A 17,679-nucleotide genomic window follows, 5' to 3' on the forward strand; every position below is an offset into this window, starting at 1 on the left:
TCTCTACACGCGAGACCCCGGCCCTGAAAAGCCGGGGTTTTTGCGTTTCCGTTCTCCCTATAAGTGAGAGCGTTGTGGGTTCTGCTTCGAACAAAGTGCTTGACACTGATCGGATGTTCCCCTATAATCATCAGTTCTCTGCGGAGGGGTGCCCGAGTGGCTAAAGGGGGCAGACTGTAAATCTGTTGGCTTACGCCTACGTTGGTTCGAATCCAACCTCCTCCACCAGAATTCAGCTGAAGTGATGTGTCGGGAATCGGCATTAGTCGGTAGCCCTTGCGGGTGTAGCTCAATGGTAGAGCAGAAGCCTTCCAAGCTTACGACGAGGGTTCGATTCCCTTCACCCGCTCCAGCAAAGCAGACGTAAACGCGAAAGTAAATGCCCATGTGGCTCAGTGGTAGAGCACTCCCTTGGTAAGGGAGAGGTCGGCAGTTCGATCCTGCCCATGGGCACCAGCCGGTATCTAGCAGGCCTTCAGGGGCCTCGCATCGAGCAGGCAGCAGCAACCAGTGATTGTTTGCGCGCCCCGCGCAACGTACGGAAAAATCCTCTTAGGAGTCGAAAATGGCCAAGGGTAAGTTTGAGCGGACCAAGCCGCACGTGAACGTGGGCACGATCGGTCACGTTGACCACGGCAAGACCACGCTGACGGCAGCGATCACGACGGTTCTGACCAAGAAGTTCGGCGGCGAAGCGAAGGCATACGACCAGATCGATGCAGCGCCGGAAGAAAAGGCACGTGGCATTACCATCAACACCGCGCACGTCGAGTACGAAACGGCTAACCGCCACTACGCACACGTCGACTGCCCGGGCCATGCCGACTACGTGAAGAACATGATCACGGGCGCGGCGCAGATGGACGGCGCAATCCTGGTGTGCTCGGCCGCTGACGGCCCGATGCCGCAAACGCGTGAGCACATCCTGCTGGCGCGTCAGGTCGGCGTGCCGTACATCATCGTGTTCCTGAACAAGTGCGACATGGTCGACGACGCCGAGCTGCTCGAACTCGTCGAAATGGAAGTGCGCGAACTCCTGTCGAAGTACGACTTCCCGGGCGACGACACGCCGATCGTGAAGGGTTCGGCCAAGCTGGCGCTGGAAGGCGACACGGGCGAGCTGGGCGAAGTGGCGATCATGAACCTGGCCGACGCGCTGGACACGTACATCCCGACGCCGGAGCGCGCAGTTGACGGCGCATTCCTGATGCCGGTGGAAGACGTGTTCTCGATCTCGGGTCGCGGCACGGTGGTGACGGGTCGCGTGGAGCGCGGCATCGTCAAGGTCGGCGAGGAAATCGAAATCGTCGGTATCAAGCCGACGGTGAAGACGACCTGCACGGGCGTGGAAATGTTCCGCAAGCTGCTCGACCAGGGTCAGGCAGGCGACAACGTGGGTATCCTGCTGCGCGGCACGAAGCGTGAAGACGTGGAGCGCGGCCAGGTGCTGGCGAAGCCGGGTTCGATCACGCCGCACACGCACTTCACGGCTGAAGTGTACGTGCTGAGCAAGGACGAAGGCGGCCGCCACACGCCGTTCTTCAACAACTACCGTCCGCAGTTCTACTTCCGTACGACGGACGTGACGGGCTCGATCGAGCTGCCGAAGGACAAGGAAATGGTCATGCCGGGCGACAACGTGTCGATCACGGTGAAGCTGATCGCTCCGATCGCGATGGAAGAAGGTCTGCGCTTCGCGATCCGCGAAGGTGGCCGTACCGTCGGCGCCGGCGTCGTCGCGAAGATCATCGAGTAAGTTTTTGCCAGTCTCGTTGATCGACTAAGTGGTTTAGGGGTTGGCGGTGTCGCCGGCCCCAAAATGGTTTAGGGGTATAGCTCAACTGGCAGAGCGTCGGTCTCCAAAACCGAAGGTTGGGGGTTCGATTCCCTCTGCCCCTGCCAACTTCTCGCGCCGTTTGCGCGTTGTTCTTTAAGGTGTTATGGCGAATCCTTCCGTCGAAACTGTTAATACTTCCAGCGACAAGCTCATGCTTGTGGTGGGCGTATTGTTGGTGGTGGCCGGGTTCGTAGGGTTCTACTGGCTCGGTAGCCAGGAGTGGTACGTTCGCGGTGCGGCGCTCGCAGTGGGCGTGATCGCGGGTGTGGTGGTCGGTCTTCTCTCGGCGCCCGGCAAGAGCTTCATCGGTTTTGCCAAAGACTCGTACAAGGAAGTTCGCAAGGTCGTCTGGCCGACTCGCAAAGAGGCTACCCAAACGACGCTGGTGGTCTTCGGTTTTGTGCTGGCAATGGCCATCATTCTCTGGGTTTGCGACAAATCCATCGAGTGGGTGATTTTCTCGGCGATTCTGGGTTGGAAATGATATGAGCGATACACCGGCATCCCCGAGCGGAAAGCGCTGGTACGTGGTGCACGCCTACTCCGGCATGGAGAAGAGCGTGCAACGTGCGCTTCAAGAGCGCATCGAACGTGCTGGCATGCAAGACCAGTTTGGCCAGATTCTCGTGCCGACTGAAGAAGTGGTCGAAGTGAAGGGCGGTCACAAATCGGTGACCGAGCGTCGTTTCTTCCCGGGCTATGTCCTGGTCGAGATGGAAATGACGGACGAAACGTGGCACCTCGTGAAAAACACGGCCAAGGTAACGGGTTTCGTCGGCGGCGCGCGTAATCGGCCAAGCCCGATTTCCCCGCGTGAAGTTGAGAAGATCATGTCGCAGATGCAGGAAGGCGTGGAGAAGCCGCGCCCCAAGACCCTGTTCGAAGTCGGCGAGATGGTCCGCGTGAAGGAAGGCCCGTTCACCGACTTCAATGGCAGCGTCGAAGAAGTCAACTACGAAAAGTCGCGCGTTCGGGTCTCCGTCACCATTTTCGGTCGCGCCACACCGGTCGAACTCGAGTTCGGCCAGGTCGAAAAGCTGTAAATCGAATTCTACGGATCGCGCCTCGGGTGCGATCCGTTTTTCCGCGCTTACGGTCCGCGTAACGGCCGTAGAGGAGCGTAAGTAGTCCAGTCGGCTTTAGATGTGTCGCTGAAAACAGTTGGCACAGCGAAGATTGCGGCGAACGCGCGCTACCACTCACCAGAACGCTCACGCGTTCCAAAGAGGTTTTCAACATGGCAAAGAAAATCATCGGCTTTATCAAGCTGCAGATTCCTGCAGGTAAAGCCAATCCGTCGCCGCCGGTTGGTCCGGCACTGGGTCAGCGCGGCCTGAATATCATGGAGTTCTGCAAGGCGTTCAACGCGCAGACTCAAGCCATGGAACCGGGTCTGCCGGTTCCGGTCGTGATCACGGCATTCGCGGACAAGAGCTTCACGTTCATCCTGAAGACGCCGCCGGCTACGGTCCTGATCAAGAAGGCAGCGAAGGTCGACAAGGGTTCGGCCAAGCCGCACACCGACAAGGTCGCTACGATCACCCGCGCGCAAGCCGAGGAAATCGCCAAGACCAAGATGCCGGATCTTACGGCAGCCGATATGGACGCCGCGGTTCGCACGATCGCTGGCAGCGCCCGTTCGATGGGCATCATCGTGGAGGGCGTGTAAATGGCTAAGGTTTCCAAGCGTCAAAAGGCACTGGCCGCCAAGGTCGACAGCCAGAAGCTTTACCCGATCGTCGACGCTCTGTCGCTCGTGAAGGAATGCGCCACGGCGAAATTCGACGAGTCGATCGACGTGTCGGTCCAGCTCGGCATCGATGCGAAGAAGTCGGACCAGGTCGTTCGCGGCTCGGTCGTGCTGCCGGCAGGTACGGGCAAGTCGGTTCGCGTTGCTGTGTTCGCGCAAGGCGAGAAGGCTGAGCAAGCCAAGGCAGCAGGCGCAGAAATCGTCGGCATGGAAGATCTGGCAGAGCAGATCAAGGCCGGCAACCTGGACTTCGACATCGTGATCGCTTCGCCGGACACGATGCGCGTTGTCGGTACGCTCGGTCAGATCCTGGGCCCGCGTGGCCTGATGCCAAACCCGAAGGTCGGTACGGTTACGCCGGACGTCGCGACGGCCGTGAAGAACGCCAAGGCGGGTCAGGTGCAATTCCGTGTCGACAAGGCCGGTATCATCCACGCCACCATTGGCCGTGCTTCGTTCGAAGCCACCGCGCTGCGCAGCAACCTGGACGCGCTCCTCGACGCGCTGACCAAGGCAAAGCCGGCAACGAGCAAGGGTGTGTACCTGCGCAAGATCGCTGTTTCGAGCACGATGGGCGTCGGCGTTCGCGTCGATCAGTCGTCGCTGGCAGCCTGATTGCCGCAGTAAGCGTCGCAACAAGTTTTGCCGCGCGGTGGCCTGAAAGGGCAGCCGCGCGGATTTAAAGGGCTTTGGGCGGTTGTGTCGTAGCGGTATCGCGGCGCGACCGGTTGTCAAAGACCGTTGGCGGAAGTGCAGCAGTTGGGCGCTTCCTTAATGCGAAGCCAACGCAGATGGCGAACCCGAAAAGGTTTTGAAGTGCTGATGTGAGCGGAAGCAGGCTGCAACGCCTGGCGAAGCAAACTGATTTACTCCGGACTGGTCGGTCGCCGTTGTTGAACGCGGCATCTGGCGCGAGAGCGTTGGGTGTCGAATCTGGAGGTTAACCGTGCCACTGAACAAAGAAGATAAGCAGGCCGTCGTGGCTGAAGTCTCCGCGCAAGTCGCGAAGGCTCAGACCATGGTGCTGGCCGAGTATCGTGGAATCGCGGTTGGCGATCTGACCAAGCTGCGCGCGAAAGCGCGTGAGCAGCAGGTGTACCTCCGCGTGTTGAAGAACACGCTGGCGCGTCGCGCTGTCGAAGGTACCCCGTTTGCTCCGCTGGCAGAGCAGATGACTGGCCCCCTGATCTACGGCATCTCGGAAGATGCGATTGCTGCTGCGAAGGTCGTCAACGACTTCGCAAAGGGCAATGACAAGTTGGTCATCAAGGCTGGTTCCTACGAAGGCAAGGTGATGGACAAGGCAGGCGTGCAAGCGCTGGCCAGCATCCCGAGCCGCGAAGAACTGCTCTCGAAGCTGCTGTTCGTTATGCAAGCTCCTGTCTCCGGCTTCGCGCGCGCACTCGCCGCGCTGGCAGAGAAGAAGCAGGCAGAAGCTGCCTGATTTCAGGCCAGCGAACGAGCGCACGCAAGCGAGAAAGATCGCTAGCTGTTTCCGAATTCAAATCTGGAGTAATTTCAAATGGCAATCGCAAAAGAAGACATCCTCGAAGCCGTTGGCTCGATGTCGGTTCTCGAACTGAACGAACTGGTCAAGGCTTTCGAAGAGAAGTTTGGCGTGTCGGCAGCTGCTGTGGCAGTCGCTGGCCCGGCAGGCGGCGGCGCAGCTGCTGCTGCTGAAGAGCAGACCGAATTCACGGTCAACCTGCTCGAAGCAGGCGCAAACAAGGTGTCGGTCATCAAGGCCGTTCGCGAACTGACGGGTCTCGGCCTGAAGGAAGCGAAGGACCTGGTCGACGGCGCACCGAAGCCCGTGAAGGAAGCGGTGCCCAAGGCTGCTGCTGAAGAAGCGAAGAAGAAGCTGGAAGAAGCCGGCGCGAAGGCTGAAATCAAGTAAGTTTCAGCGCGCTGTGCGAAGGCTGGCGGTTTTTACACCGCCGGCCTTTTTGTGCTTTGTGGGGACCGCGTTTTTGTGTTCGATTTTTCAGGAGTCGAGGCAGGATGCGGGACCTAGAAGCCAAAGAAAACCGTCTTCCGTCGTGCGGGTTCGCCGCGCTAGATGACGTTTCTCTTTGTCTTCTGAAGCGACTGCAGAAGGCAAGTTTGGTCGGGCAGCGGGTAAGTCATGACAAACCCAAATCCGCTGCCGTCAGCCAGCGGTTGGTAGAGGCCAACCACCAAGCTTCCAAGGCTCGCGAAGCCATCGGGTCTCAGTCGGTGAACACTCGGGTCGTCCTACCCGCCGTGATTCGGAGATCGTATGCACTATTCCTTCACCGAGAAGAAGCGTATTCGCAAGAGTTTCGCGAAACGCCCCATCGTTCACCAGGTTCCTTTCCTGCTGGCCACCCAGCTTGAATCATTCAGTACGTTCCTGCAAGCAGACACGGCTAGCGTCCAACGCAAGCCGGAAGGCCTGCAAGCCGCGTTCACGTCGGTTTTTCCTATTGTTTCCCATAACGGCTTCGCTCGTCTAGAGTTCGTGAGCTACATGCTTTCGCCGCCGGCATTCAACATCAAGGAATGTCAGCAGCGTGGCCTCACGTACTGCTCGGCGCTGCGCGCGAAGGTCCGCCTCGTCCTGCTCGACAAGGAATCGCCGAGCAAGCCCGTCGTCAAGGAAGTGAAGGAACAGGAAGTGTACATGGGCGAAATTCCGCTCATGACGCCGACGGGTTCGTTCGTCATCAACGGCACCGAGCGTGTCATCGTCTCGCAGCTGCACCGCTCGCCGGGCGTGTTCTTCGAACACGACAAGGGCAAGACGCATAGCTCGGGCAAGCTGCTGTTTTCGGCACGTATCATTCCTTACCGCGGTTCGTGGCTCGACTTCGAGTTCGACCCGAAGGACGTGCTGTACTTCCGCGTCGACCGCCGCCGCAAGATGCCGGTCACGATCCTGCTGAAGGCCATCGGCCTCACGCCGGAACAGATCCTCGCGAACTTCTTCGTGTTCGACAACTTCACGCTGATGCCGGAAGGCGCGCAGATGGAGTTCGTGCCCGAGCGTCTGCGCGGTGAAGTCGCGCGCTTCGACATTACGGATCGCGAAGGCAAGGTCATCGTCCAGAAGGACAAGCGCATCAACGCGAAGCACATTCGCGACCTCGAGAACGCCAAGACCACGTTCATCTCGGTGCCGGAAGACTATCTGCTCGGCCGCGTGCTGGCGAAGAACGTTGTCGACGGCGACACGGGCGAAGTGATCGCGAACGCGAACGACGAGATCACGGAAAGCGTGCTCGAGAAGCTGCGCGAAGCGAAGATCAAGGACATCCAGACGCTCTACACGAACGATCTGGACCAGGGTCCGTACATCTCGTCGACGCTGCGTATCGACGAAACGGCCGACAAGATGGCCGCGCGCATCGCGATCTACCGCATGATGCGCCCGGGCGAGCCGCCGACCGAAGAAGCGGTCGAGGCGCTGTTCAATCGTCTCTTCTACAGCGAAGAAGCGTACGACCTCTCGAAGGTGGGTCGTATGAAGTTCAACCGCCGCGTGGGCCGTGACGAAATCGTCGGCCCGATGACGCTGCAGGACGACGACATCCTCGCGACCATCAAGATCCTCGTCGAGCTGCGCAACGGCAAGGGCGAAGTGGACGACATCGACCACTTGGGCAACCGTCGCGTGCGTTGCGTGGGCGAGCTTGCGGAAAATCAGTTCCGCGCCGGTCTCGTGCGCGTCGAACGCGCGGTCAAGGAACGCCTCGGCCAGGCCGAAAGCGAAAACCTGATGCCGCACGACCTGATCAACTCGAAGCCGATTTCCTCGGCGATTCGCGAGTTCTTCGGTTCGTCGCAGTTGTCGCAGTTCATGGACCAGACCAACCCGCTGTCGGAAATCACCCACAAGCGCCGCGTTTCGGCACTTGGCCCGGGCGGTCTGACGCGTGAGCGCGCTGGCTTTGAAGTGCGCGACGTGCATCCGACGCACTATGGCCGCGTGTGCCCGATCGAAACGCCGGAAGGTCCGAACATCGGCCTGATCAACTCGCTCGCGCTGTACGCGCACCTGAACGAATACGGCTTCCTCGAAACGCCGTACCGCAAGGTGCAGGACGGCAAGGTGACCGACCAGATCGACTACCTCTCGGCGATCGAAGAAGGCCGTTACGTGATCGCTCAGGCGAACGCGGCGGTGGCCGACGATGGCACGCTGACCGACGAACTCGTTTCGTCGCGTGAAGCGGGCGAAACGCTAATGGTCACGCCGGACCGCATCCAGTACATGGACGTGGCGCCGTCGCAGATCGTTTCGGTGGCTGCCTCGCTGATCCCGTTCCTCGAGCACGACGACGCGAACCGCGCGTTGATGGGCTCGAACATGCAGCGTCAGGCCGTGCCTTGCCTGCGTCCGGAAAAGCCGGTCGTCGGTACGGGCATCGAGCGCACGGTTGCGGTCGACTCGGGCACGACGGTTCAGGCGCTGCGCGGCGGCGTGGTGGATTACGTCGACGCGGGCCGTATCGTGATTCGCGTGAACGACGATGAAGCCGTCGCCGGCGAAGTTGGCGTCGACATCTACAACCTCATCAAGTACACGCGTTCGAACCAGAACACGAACATCAACCAGCGCCCGATCGTGAAGATGGGCGACAAGGTTGCGCGCGGCGACGTGCTGGCTGACGGCGCATCGACCGATCTGGGCGAGCTTGCGCTCGGCCAGAACATGCTGATCGCGTTCATGCCGTGGAACGGCTACAACTTCGAAGACTCGATCCTGATCTCGGAGAAGGTGGTGGCCGACGACCGTTACACGTCGATCCACATCGAAGAACTGAATGTCGTTGCACGCGACACGAAGCTCGGACCGGAAGAAATCACGCGCGACATTTCGAACCTCGCGGAAGTGCAGCTTGGCCGTCTCGACGAGTCGGGCATCGTGTACATCGGCGCGGAAGTCGAAGCGGGCGACGTGCTCGTGGGCAAGGTCACGCCGAAGGGCGAAACCCAGCTCACGCCGGAAGAAAAGCTGCTGCGCGCAATTTTCGGCGAGAAGGCTTCGGACGTGAAGGACACGTCGCTGCGCGTGCCCTCGGGCATGAGCGGCACGGTCATCGACGTGCAGGTGTTTACGCGTGAAGGCATCCAGCGCGACAAGCGCGCGCAACAGATCATCGACGACGAACTGAAGCGCTATCGCCTCGACCTGAACGACCAGTTGCGCATCGTGGAAGGCGACGCATTCCAGCGTCTCGCGCGCATGCTCGAAGGCAAGGTTGCGAACGGCGGCCCGAAGAAGCTCGCGAAGGGCACGAAGATCGATCAGGCTTACCTGAGCGACCTCGACCATTACCACTGGTTCGACATCCGTCTCGCGGACGAAGAAGCGGCGGCGCAGCTCGAAGCGATCAAGAACTCGATCGAGGAAAAGCGTCACCAGTTCGATCTGGCGTTCGAAGAGAAGCGCAAGAAGCTTACGCAGGGCGACGAACTGCCGCCGGGCGTGCTGAAGATGGTCAAGGTGTACCTGGCGGTGAAGCGCCGTTTGCAGCCTGGCGACAAGATGGCAGGCCGTCACGGCAACAAGGGCGTGGTGTCGAAGATCGTGCCGATCGAAGACATGCCGTACATGGCCGACGGCCGTCCGGCGGACGTCGTGCTGAACCCGCTCGGCGTGCCGTCGCGGATGAACGTGGGTCAGGTTCTCGAAGTGCATCTCGGCTGGGCCGCGAAGGGTCTCGGCTGGCGTATCGGCGAAATGCTGGCGCGTCAAACGAAGGCGGCGGAACTGCGTGAGTTCCTCACGAAGATCTACAACGAGTCGGGCCATCCGGAAGATCTGGACAGCTTCGGCGACGACGAGATCCTCGAACTCGCGAAGAACCTGCGCGAAGGCGTGCCGTTCGCCACGCCGGTGTTCGACGGCGCGACCGAAGAGGAAATGGGCAAGATGCTCGATCTGGCGTTCCCGGACGACATCGCTCAAAACCTCGGCATGACGCCGTCGAAGAACCAGGTGCGTCTGTACGACGGCCGCACGGGCGAAATGTTCGAGCGCACGGTGACCGTGGGCTACATGCACTACCTGAAGCTGCATCACCTTGTCGACGACAAGATGCACGCGCGTTCGACGGGCCCGTACTCGCTCGTCACGCAGCAGCCGCTGGGTGGCAAGGCGCAATTCGGTGGCCAGCGTTTCGGTGAAATGGAAGTGTGGGCGCTCGAAGCGTATGGCGCTTCGTATGTGCTGCAGGAAATGTTGACGGTGAAGTCCGATGACGTGACGGGCCGGACGAAGGTGTACGAAAACCTCGTCAAGGGCGACCACGTGATCGACGCGGGCATGCCGGAATCCTTCAATGTGCTGGTGAAGGAAATCCGCTCGCTCGGCATCGACATCGACCTCGACCGCAACTAATCGGACTACGGAGAGAAGGCAATGAAAGCTCTGCTCGATCTATTCAAGCAAGTCCAACAAGAAGAAGTTTTCGACGCGATCAAGATCGGTCTGGCCTCGCCGGACAAGATCCGCTCGTGGTCGTTCGGCGAAGTGAAAAAGCCGGAAACCATCAACTACCGCACGTTCAAGCCGGAGCGGGATGGTCTGTTTTGCGCGAAGATTTTTGGTCCGATCAAGGACTACGAATGCCTTTGCGGCAAGTACAAGCGCCTGAAGCACCGTGGCGTGATCTGCGAGAAGTGCGGCGTGGAAGTCACGCTCGCGAAGGTGCGCCGCGAACGCATGGGCCACATCGAGCTGGCCTCGCCGGTCGCTCACATCTGGTTCCTGAAGTCGCTGCCGTCCCGTCTGGGCATGGTGCTCGACATGACGCTGCGCGACATCGAGCGCGTGCTGTACTTCGAAGCATATGTGGTGATCGAACCGGGCATGACGCCGCTGAAGGCGCGGCAGATCATGACCGAAGAGGATTACTACAACAAGGTCGAAGAGTACGGTGACGAATTCCGCGCCGAAATGGGCGCGGAAGGCGTGCGCGAGCTGCTGCGCGCGATCAACATCGACGAGCAGGTGGAAACGCTGCGCACGGAGCTGAAGAACACCGGCTCCGAAGCGAAGATCAAGAAGTACGCCAAGCGCCTGAAGGTGCTCGAGGCCTTCCAGCGTTCGGGCATCAAGCCCGAATGGATGGTGCTCGAAGTGCTGCCGGTGCTGCCGCCGGAACTGCGTCCGCTCGTGCCGCTCGACGGCGGCCGTTTCGCGACTTCGGACCTGAACGACCTGTATCGCCGCGTCATCAACCGCAACAACCGTCTGAAGCGTCTGCTCGAGCTGAAGGCGCCGGAGATCATCGTCCGCAACGAAAAGCGGATGCTCCAGGAAGCGGTCGACTCGCTGCTCGACAACGGCCGTCGCGGCAAGGCGATGACGGGCGCGAACAAGCGTCCGCTGAAGTCGCTCGCCGACATGATCAAGGGTAAGGGCGGCCGCTTCCGTCAGAACCTGCTGGGCAAGCGCGTGGACTACTCGGGCCGTTCGGTCATCGTGGTGGGTCCGACGCTCAAGCTGCACCAGTGCGGCCTGCCGAAGCTGATGGCGCTCGAACTCTTCAAGCCGTTCATCTTCAACAAGCTGGAAACGATGGGCGTCGCCACGACCATCAAGGCTGCGAAGAAGGAAGTCGAGAACCAGACGCCGGTGGTGTGGGACATCCTCGAAGAGGTGATCCGCGAACATCCGGTCATGCTGAACCGCGCGCCGACGCTGCACCGTCTTGGCATTCAGGCTTTCGAGCCGGTGCTGATCGAAGGCAAGGCGATCCAGCTGCACCCGCTCGTTTGCGCGGCGTTCAACGCCGACTTCGACGGTGACCAGATGGCCGTTCACGTTCCGCTGTCGCTCGAAGCGCAGATGGAAGCGCGCACGCTCATGCTCGCGTCGAACAACGTCCTGTTCCCGGCCAACGGCGATCCGTCGATCGTGCCGTCGCAGGATATCGTGCTCGGCCTGTACTACGCCACGCGCGAAGCGATCAACGGCAAGGGCGAAGGCATGACGTTCACGGGCGTGTCGGAAGCGATCCGCGCGTACGAGAACAAGGAAGTCGAGCTGGCCTCGCGCGTCAACGTGCGGATCACGGAAATGGTCCACAACGAAGACAAGAGCGAAGGCGCGCCGGCGTTCGTGCCGAAGATCACGCTGTACGCGACCACGGTCGGCCGCGCGATCCTCTCGGAAATCCTGCCGCCGGGCCTGCCGTTCACGGTGCTGAACAAGCCGCTGAAGAAGAAGGAAATTTCGCGTCTGATCAACACCGCGTTCCGCAAGTGCGGTCTGCGCGAAACGGTGATCTTCGCCGACCAGCTGATGCAGTCGGGCTTCCGCCTCGCCACGCGCGCCGGTATTTCGATCTGCGTGGACGACATGCTCGTGCCGCCGCAGAAGGAAACCATCGTCGGCGACGCCGCGAAGAAGGTGAAGGAGTACGACCGTCAGTACATGTCGGGTCTCGTCACCGCGCAGGAACGCTACAACAACGTGGTCGACATCTGGTCGGCAACGTCGGAAGCGGTCGGCAAGGCGATGATGGAGCAGCTCGCGACGGAACCGGTCATCGACCGCGACGGCAAGGAAACGCGTCAGGAATCGTTCAACTCGATCTACATGATGGCCGACTCGGGCGCGCGGGGTTCCGCGGTCCAGATCCGTCAGCTTGCGGGTATGCGCGGCCTGATGGCGAAGCCGGACGGCTCGATTATCGAAACGCCGATTACCGCGAACTTCCGCGAAGGCCTGAACGTGTTGCAGTACTTCATCTCGACCCACGGCGCACGTAAGGGTCTGGCTGATACGGCACTGAAGACCGCGAACTCGGGTTATCTGACGCGTCGTCTCGTGGACGTCACGCAGGATCTCGTGGTCGTCGAGGAAGATTGCGGCACGTCGAACGGCGTGGCGATGAAGGCGCTCGTGGAAGGCGGTGAAGTCGTCGAAGCGCTGCGCGACCGTATTCTCGGCCGCGTCGCGGTGGCGGACGTCGTCAACCCGGAAACGCAGGAAACGATCTACGCCTCGGGCGATCTGCTCGACGAAGACGCGGTGGAAACGATCGAAAGCCTCGGCATCGACGAAGTGCGCGTGCGCACGCCGCTCACCTGCGAAACGCGCTACGGCCTGTGCGCCTCGTGCTACGGCCGCGACCTCGGCCGCGGCTCGCGCGTGAACGTCGGCGAAGCTGTCGGCGTGATCGCGGCGCAGTCCATCGGCGAACCGGGCACGCAGCTCACGATGCGTACGTTCCACATCGGTGGTGCGGCATCGCGTGCGGCAGTCGCTTCGTCGGTCGAAGCCAAGTCGAACGGCACGGTCCGCTTCACGGCGACGATGCGTTACGTCACGAATGCGAAGGGCGAGCAGATCGTCATCTCGCGTTCGGGCGAAGCCATCATCGCCGACGATCACGGCCGCGAGCGCGAGCGTCACAAGGTGCCGTACGGCGCGACGCTGCTGCAACTGGACGGCGCGCAGATCAAGGCCGGCACCCAGCTCGCGACGTGGGACCCGCTCACGCGCCCGATCATCACCGAGTACGGCGGTACGGTGAAGTTCGAGAACGTCGAAGAAGGCGTGACCGTGGCGAAGCAGATCGACGACGTCACGGGTCTTTCGACCCTCGTGGTGATCGACGTGAAGCGCCGCGGTTCGCAGGCTTCGAAGAGCGTGCGTCCGCAGGTCAAGCTGATCGACGCGAACGGCGACGAAGTGAAGATCCCCGGCACGGAGCATTCGGTGCAGATCGGCTTCCAGGTCGGCGCGCTGATCACCGTGAAGGACGGTCAGCAGGTGCAGGTGGGTGAAGTGCTCGCACGTATCCCGACCGAAGCGCAGAAAACGCGTGACATTACCGGCGGTCTGCCGCGTGTGGCGGAACTGTTCGAAGCGCGCTCGCCGAAGGACGCCGGCATTCTGGCGGAAGTCACGGGCACCACGTCGTTCGGTAAGGACACGAAGGGCAAGCAGCGTCTCGTCATCACGGACCTCGAGGGCAACCAGCACGAGTTCCTGATCGCGAAGGAAAAGCAGGTGCTGGTCCACGACGGTCAGGTCGTCAACAAGGGCGAAATGATCGTGGACGGCCCGGCCGATCCGCACGACATCCTGCGCTTGCAGGGTATCGAGGCGCTGTCGCGCTACATCGTGGACGAAGTGCAGGACGTGTACCGTCTGCAAGGCGTGAAGATCAACGACAAGCACATCGAAGTGATCGTGCGTCAGATGCTGCGCCGCGTGCAGATCACCGACAACGGCGACACGCGTTTCATCCCTGGCGAACAAGTCGAGCGGTCGGACATGCTCGACGAGAACGACAAGATGAACGCGGAAGACAAGCGTCCGGCAACGTACGAGAACGTGCTGCTCGGTATCACGAAGGCGTCGCTCTCGACCGACTCGTTCATCTCGGCGGCATCGTTCCAGGAAACGACGCGCGTGCTGACCGAAGCGGCGATCATGGGCAAGCGCGACGATCTGCGTGGCCTGAAGGAAAACGTGATCGTCGGCCGCCTGATTCCGGCGGGTACGGGTCTCGCGTTCCACAAGGCGCGCCGTGCGAAGGAGTCGTCGGATCGCGAGCGTTTCGACCAGATCGCAGCGGAAGAAGCGTTCGAGTTCGGCGCACCGGAAACCCCGGCCGCCGAGCAGCCGCAACAGCCGCATACGACGGACGAATAAGCGAACAGGCGGCGCAAGCTGCCTCTTGCTGAAGTCGTGTCATGAAGCCGCCCGGTTTTTGCCGGGCGGCTTTTTTTTGTGGGCGCGCGATCTGGCATTCCCGATCTGGCGTTCCATCGACATCGCGCGAGTTTGCGCGCGGACAAGCATTCGTCGCGCAAATACCCCTGTGCGACCTCCCGCCGCAGCGCGCTCGCGGGCGCTGCGCTATGCGACGCCGCGTGCTAACGTAGCGCGCGATGTTCCCGCGCTTGCGCTTCGAAGCGTCACGCCGCGCGGCGGGCATCTATCTGAATCTGGAGGCGGTAATCATGTGGTTTGTCGGGGCCGGTTTGATCCTGAGTCTGGTGGCATGCGTCGCCAATTTTTCGCATCTGCTGCATCACGTCGGGAAGGATTCCGCGGCGATGTTCTTCGCGACTTTTCTCGTGATGTGGGCATTCCTGATCATCGGCTACATCATGCAGCTCGCGCGCAGGGCGAAAACGGGCGCGGTCCTGCTCACGCTCGGCTCGCTTCTGCTCGTCGGCGGCAGCTTCGTGCTGATGCCGTTCGGCCCGCTCGTCGTGCTGGCGGCCGTGGCCGCGCTCGTGACGATCTTCGGCACGCTGCGCATCGCGCGTCGCGCCGCCTGACCCGTTGCGGCGAGAGCGCGCGGCTTCGGCCGGGCGTTCGCCCCGCGCGCGAGCCTTTCGCGCGTGTGTTTCATCGGCCAAACGGCCAATCTTCGCGGAGCGGACGGTTAAGGTGCGCCCGGCGTTGGTAAAATCCACTCCACCGCCCTTGCATCGCGCCGTTGCGTCGCTCCGCCTTCATGTCCCGCTCCCTCGAAATCCTCAACGAAGTCTTCGGTTATCCCGCGTTCAGAGGGCAGCAGGCCGAGATCGTCGAGCATGTCGCGGGCGGCGGCGATTCGCTCGTGCTCATGCCCACGGGCGGCGGCAAGTCGCTCTGCTATCAGATTCCGGCGCTCGTGCGCCACGAGGCCGGGCATGGCGCCGGCATCGTCGTTTCGCCGCTTATCGCGCTCATGCAGGATCAAGTCGCGGCGCTCACCGAAGTCGGCGTGCGCGCGGCATATCTCAATTCCACGCTGAGCGGGGCGGAAGCCGCCGCCACCGAGCGCGCGCTGCGCGAAGGCAATCTCGATCTGCTCTACGTCGCGCCCGAGCGTCTCATGACGCCGCGCTTTCTCGATCTGCTCGAGCGCACGAACATCGGCCTCTTCGCGATCGACGAGGCGCATTGCGTCTCGCAATGGGGACACGATTTTCGGCCCGAGTACATCCAGCTTTCGGTGCTGCACGAGCGCTTTCCGAACGTGCCGCGCATCGCGCTCACGGCCACCGCCGACGACATCACGCGCGACGAAATCGTCCATCGCCTTGCGCTCGACGACGCGCGCATTTTCGTGTCGAGCTTCGACCGGCCGAACATCCGCTATCGCATCGTCGAAAAAGACAACGCGCGCACGCAACTGCTCGACTTCATTCGCGCTGAGCACACGCGCGCCGACGGCACCACCGACGCGGGCGTGGTCTATTGCCTCTCGCGCCGCAAGGTCGAGGAAACCGCGGAATGGCTGAAGGCGCAGGGCGTGCGCGCGCTGCCGTATCACGCCGGCATGGAATTCGAGGTGCGCCAGAGCCATCAGGAAATTTTCCAGCGCGAGGAAGGCGTGGTGATGTGCGCGACCATCGCGTTCGGCATGGGTATCGACAAGCCGGACGTGCGCTTCGTCGCGCATCTGGACCTGCCGAAAAGCGTGGAAGGCTACTACCAGGAAACCGGCCGCGCGGGCCGCGACGGGCTGGCGGCCAATGCGTGGATGGCCTACGGTCTCGGCGATGTCGTGCAGCAGCGCAAGATGATCGACGAGTCCGACGCCGACGAGCAGCACAAGCGCGTGCAGACGGGCAAACTCGACGCGCTGCTCGGGCTGTGCGAAGCGGCCTCGTGCCGGCGCGTGCGCCTGCTCGCGTACTTCGGCGAAGCAAGCCAACCCTGCGGCAACTGCGACACCTGCCTCGAGCCGCCCGCCACGTGGGACGCCACGCGCGAGGCGCAAATGGCTTTGTCGTGCGTGTTCCGCGCGCAGCGCGCGAGCGGCTTTCACTTCGGCGCGGGGCATCTGATCGACATCCTGCGCGGCAATCGCACCGAAAAAATTCTCCAGCGCGGGCACGAGAAGATTTCCACCTTCGGCATTGGCGCGGCGCTGTCCGAGCCCGAATGGCGCGCGATTTTCCGTCAGCTCGTGGCGTTCGGCTATCTCACGGTCGACCATGACGGTTTCGGCTCGCTCGTGCTTACCGAGGCCAGCAAGCCCGTGCTCAAGGGCGAGCAAAACGTCACGATGCGCCGCTACGTGAAGCCCACGCGCACGCGCCAGACTTCCGGCCGCACGAGCGAACGCGCCGACCCGACCATCGGCATGAGCCCGCGGCAGCGCGCGCGCTGGGAGCGTCTGCGCCTGTGGCGTACCGAAACGGCCAAAAGCGAAGGCGTGCCGGCCTACGTCATCTTCCACGACGCCACGCTGGCGGAAATTGCGCGCAACGGCCCCGAGTCCGTCGACGAGTTGCGTGACATTCCCGGCATCGGCGCGCGCAAGCTCGAGCGCTTCGGGGAAGAACTCGTGGAAGTCGTCGGGGAAGAATAGGGGCGCCGCTGCCGGGCGTTCTTGCTGCGTTTATTCCCGCGCGGGCTCGGCGCGCGTTGCCGCGCCGTTATTTGCTCTGTCGTCCGAACGATCGCAACCCGTTGACTCGCTTGGCATTTTTGGCCTATCATGTTGGGTTCCGGTTTCTGGGATGTCTGCGCTCGTCGGTTGCGGCCGAACACCGTCCGCAAAAAACGGTTGGAGCCGTGCGAAAGCACGCGTGGTTTTAAGCAGATATAAGCGCAGAAACGGAGTTCTCGTAGGAATGTAGATGCATGGTTTTCCGCTTTGCCCGGAATAAATGCGTCGATTTTGTTCAATTTCAGGAATAAACAATGCCAACCATCAATCAACTGGTTCGCAAAGGCCGCGCTTCGGAAGTCACGAAGAGCAAGTCGCCGGCCTTGCAGGACTGCCCCCAGCGTCGCGGCGTGTGTACCCGTGTGTACACGACGACGCCGAAGAAGCCGAACTCGGCACTTCGTAAGGTCGCCAAGGTTCGTCTGACGAACGGCTTCGAAGTCATTTCGTACATCGGCGGTGAAGGCCACAACCTGCAGGAGCACTCGGTTGTGCTGATCCGCGGCGGCCGTGTGAAGGACTTGCCGGGTGTGCGTTACCACATGGTTCGTGGCTCGCTGGATACCCAGGGCGTCAAGGATCGTAAGCAGGCTCGTTCGAAGTACGGCGCCAAGCGCGCAAAGGCTTCGAAGTAAGCATCAAGCGTCGTCCGCGCGTTTGCGCCGGCGATAAAAGCGACAGGTGCCGGATTGGCCGGTGCTGTCGAGTAA

The 17,679-nt window shown here is 61.6% G+C and carries 12 protein-coding genes and 4 tRNA genes; all 16 read left to right on the forward strand.

The window, feature by feature from the left end; genetic code table 11:
- Positions 1–142 precede the first annotated feature (142 nt).
- A tRNA-Tyr gene (locus U5805_RS28770) sits at positions 143–228 on the forward strand.
- 50 nt (positions 229–278) lie between these two features.
- A tRNA-Gly gene (locus U5805_RS28775) sits at positions 279–352 on the forward strand.
- A gap of 29 nt (positions 353–381) precedes the next feature.
- Positions 382–456, forward strand: a tRNA-Thr gene (locus tag U5805_RS28780).
- 109 nt (positions 457–565) lie between these two features.
- Positions 566–1,756, forward strand: coding sequence for an elongation factor Tu (gene tuf / locus U5805_RS28785; RefSeq protein WP_017333531.1), 1,191 nt, complete (start codon positions 566–568; stop codon positions 1,754–1,756).
- 70 nt (positions 1,757–1,826) lie between these two features.
- A tRNA-Trp gene (locus U5805_RS28790) sits at positions 1,827–1,902 on the forward strand.
- A gap of 38 nt (positions 1,903–1,940) precedes the next feature.
- On the forward strand, positions 1,941–2,321 hold the full coding sequence (gene secE, locus U5805_RS28795; protein WP_322106912.1) for a preprotein translocase subunit SecE: 381 nt from the start codon (positions 1,941–1,943) through the stop codon (positions 2,319–2,321).
- Between the two features lies 1 nt (position 2,322).
- Positions 2,323–2,880 (forward strand): transcription termination/antitermination protein NusG, encoded by a 558-nt coding sequence (gene nusG, locus U5805_RS28800; protein WP_075303275.1) that lies wholly within the window; start codon positions 2,323–2,325, stop codon positions 2,878–2,880.
- Positions 2,881–3,074: 194 nt separating this feature from the next.
- Positions 3,075–3,506 (forward strand): 50S ribosomal protein L11, encoded by a 432-nt coding sequence (gene rplK / locus U5805_RS28805; RefSeq protein ID WP_069269337.1) that lies wholly within the window; start codon positions 3,075–3,077, stop codon positions 3,504–3,506.
- Positions 3,507–4,202 (forward strand): 50S ribosomal protein L1, encoded by a 696-nt coding sequence (rplA, locus tag U5805_RS28810; protein ID WP_322106913.1) that lies wholly within the window; start codon positions 3,507–3,509, stop codon positions 4,200–4,202.
- 331 nt (positions 4,203–4,533) lie between these two features.
- A complete protein-coding gene (rplJ, locus tag U5805_RS28815) occupies positions 4,534–5,031 on the forward strand; it encodes a 50S ribosomal protein L10 (protein ID WP_322106914.1) in 498 nt (165 codons plus the stop codon).
- 78 nt (positions 5,032–5,109) lie between these two features.
- Positions 5,110–5,484: a 50S ribosomal protein L7/L12 gene (gene rplL, locus U5805_RS28820; RefSeq protein WP_027821097.1), complete on the forward strand. Its 375-nt coding sequence runs from the start codon at positions 5,110–5,112 to the stop codon at positions 5,482–5,484.
- Positions 5,485–5,847: 363 nt separating this feature from the next.
- Positions 5,848–9,954, forward strand: coding sequence for a DNA-directed RNA polymerase subunit beta (gene rpoB, locus U5805_RS28825; RefSeq protein ID WP_322106915.1), 4,107 nt, complete (start codon positions 5,848–5,850; stop codon positions 9,952–9,954).
- A 21-nt stretch (positions 9,955–9,975) separates the two neighbouring features.
- Positions 9,976–14,226, forward strand: coding sequence for a DNA-directed RNA polymerase subunit beta' (gene rpoC / locus U5805_RS28830; RefSeq protein ID WP_322106916.1), 4,251 nt, complete (start codon positions 9,976–9,978; stop codon positions 14,224–14,226).
- 239 nt (positions 14,227–14,465) lie between these two features.
- The gene (locus U5805_RS28835) at positions 14,466–14,861 is read left to right on the forward strand and encodes a hypothetical protein (RefSeq protein WP_322106917.1); all 396 of its coding nucleotides are present in this window, start codon (positions 14,466–14,468) and stop codon (positions 14,859–14,861) included.
- Positions 14,862–15,040: 179 nt separating this feature from the next.
- Complete coding sequence (gene recQ, locus U5805_RS28840) at positions 15,041–16,888, forward strand: DNA helicase RecQ (protein ID WP_322106918.1); 1,848 nt, start codon at positions 15,041–15,043, stop codon at positions 16,886–16,888.
- A gap of 335 nt (positions 16,889–17,223) precedes the next feature.
- Complete coding sequence (rpsL, locus tag U5805_RS28845) at positions 17,224–17,604, forward strand: 30S ribosomal protein S12 (RefSeq protein WP_322106919.1); 381 nt, start codon at positions 17,224–17,226, stop codon at positions 17,602–17,604.
- The last annotated feature ends 75 nt before the right edge of the window (positions 17,605–17,679 follow it).

It is taken from the genome of Paraburkholderia sp. J41 (assembly GCF_905220235.1).
Lineage (GTDB): Bacteria > Pseudomonadota > Gammaproteobacteria > Burkholderiales > Burkholderiaceae > Paraburkholderia.

Bases quoted from the DNA above. Each gene is read 5' to 3' on its own strand.
- recQ (WP_322106918.1), top strand. From the start codon at position 15,041: ATGTCCCGCTCCCTCGAAATCCTCAACGAAGTCTTCGGTTATCCCGCG.
- rpsL (WP_322106919.1), top strand. From the start codon at position 17,224: ATGCCAACCATCAATCAACTGGTTCGCAAAGGCCGCGCTTCGGAAGTC.
- rplA (WP_322106913.1), top strand. From the start codon at position 3,507: ATGGCTAAGGTTTCCAAGCGTCAAAAGGCACTGGCCGCCAAGGTCGAC.
- rplL (WP_027821097.1), top strand. From the start codon at position 5,110: ATGGCAATCGCAAAAGAAGACATCCTCGAAGCCGTTGGCTCGATGTCG.
- rpoB (WP_322106915.1), top strand. From the start codon at position 5,848: ATGCACTATTCCTTCACCGAGAAGAAGCGTATTCGCAAGAGTTTCGCG.
- rplK (WP_069269337.1), top strand. From the start codon at position 3,075: ATGGCAAAGAAAATCATCGGCTTTATCAAGCTGCAGATTCCTGCAGGT.
- tuf (WP_017333531.1), top strand. From the start codon at position 566: ATGGCCAAGGGTAAGTTTGAGCGGACCAAGCCGCACGTGAACGTGGGC.
- nusG (WP_075303275.1), top strand. From the start codon at position 2,323: ATGAGCGATACACCGGCATCCCCGAGCGGAAAGCGCTGGTACGTGGTG.
- rpoC (WP_322106916.1), top strand. From the start codon at position 9,976: ATGAAAGCTCTGCTCGATCTATTCAAGCAAGTCCAACAAGAAGAAGTT.
- U5805_RS28835 (WP_322106917.1), top strand. From the start codon at position 14,466: ATGTTCCCGCGCTTGCGCTTCGAAGCGTCACGCCGCGCGGCGGGCATC.
- secE (WP_322106912.1), top strand. From the start codon at position 1,941: ATGGCGAATCCTTCCGTCGAAACTGTTAATACTTCCAGCGACAAGCTC.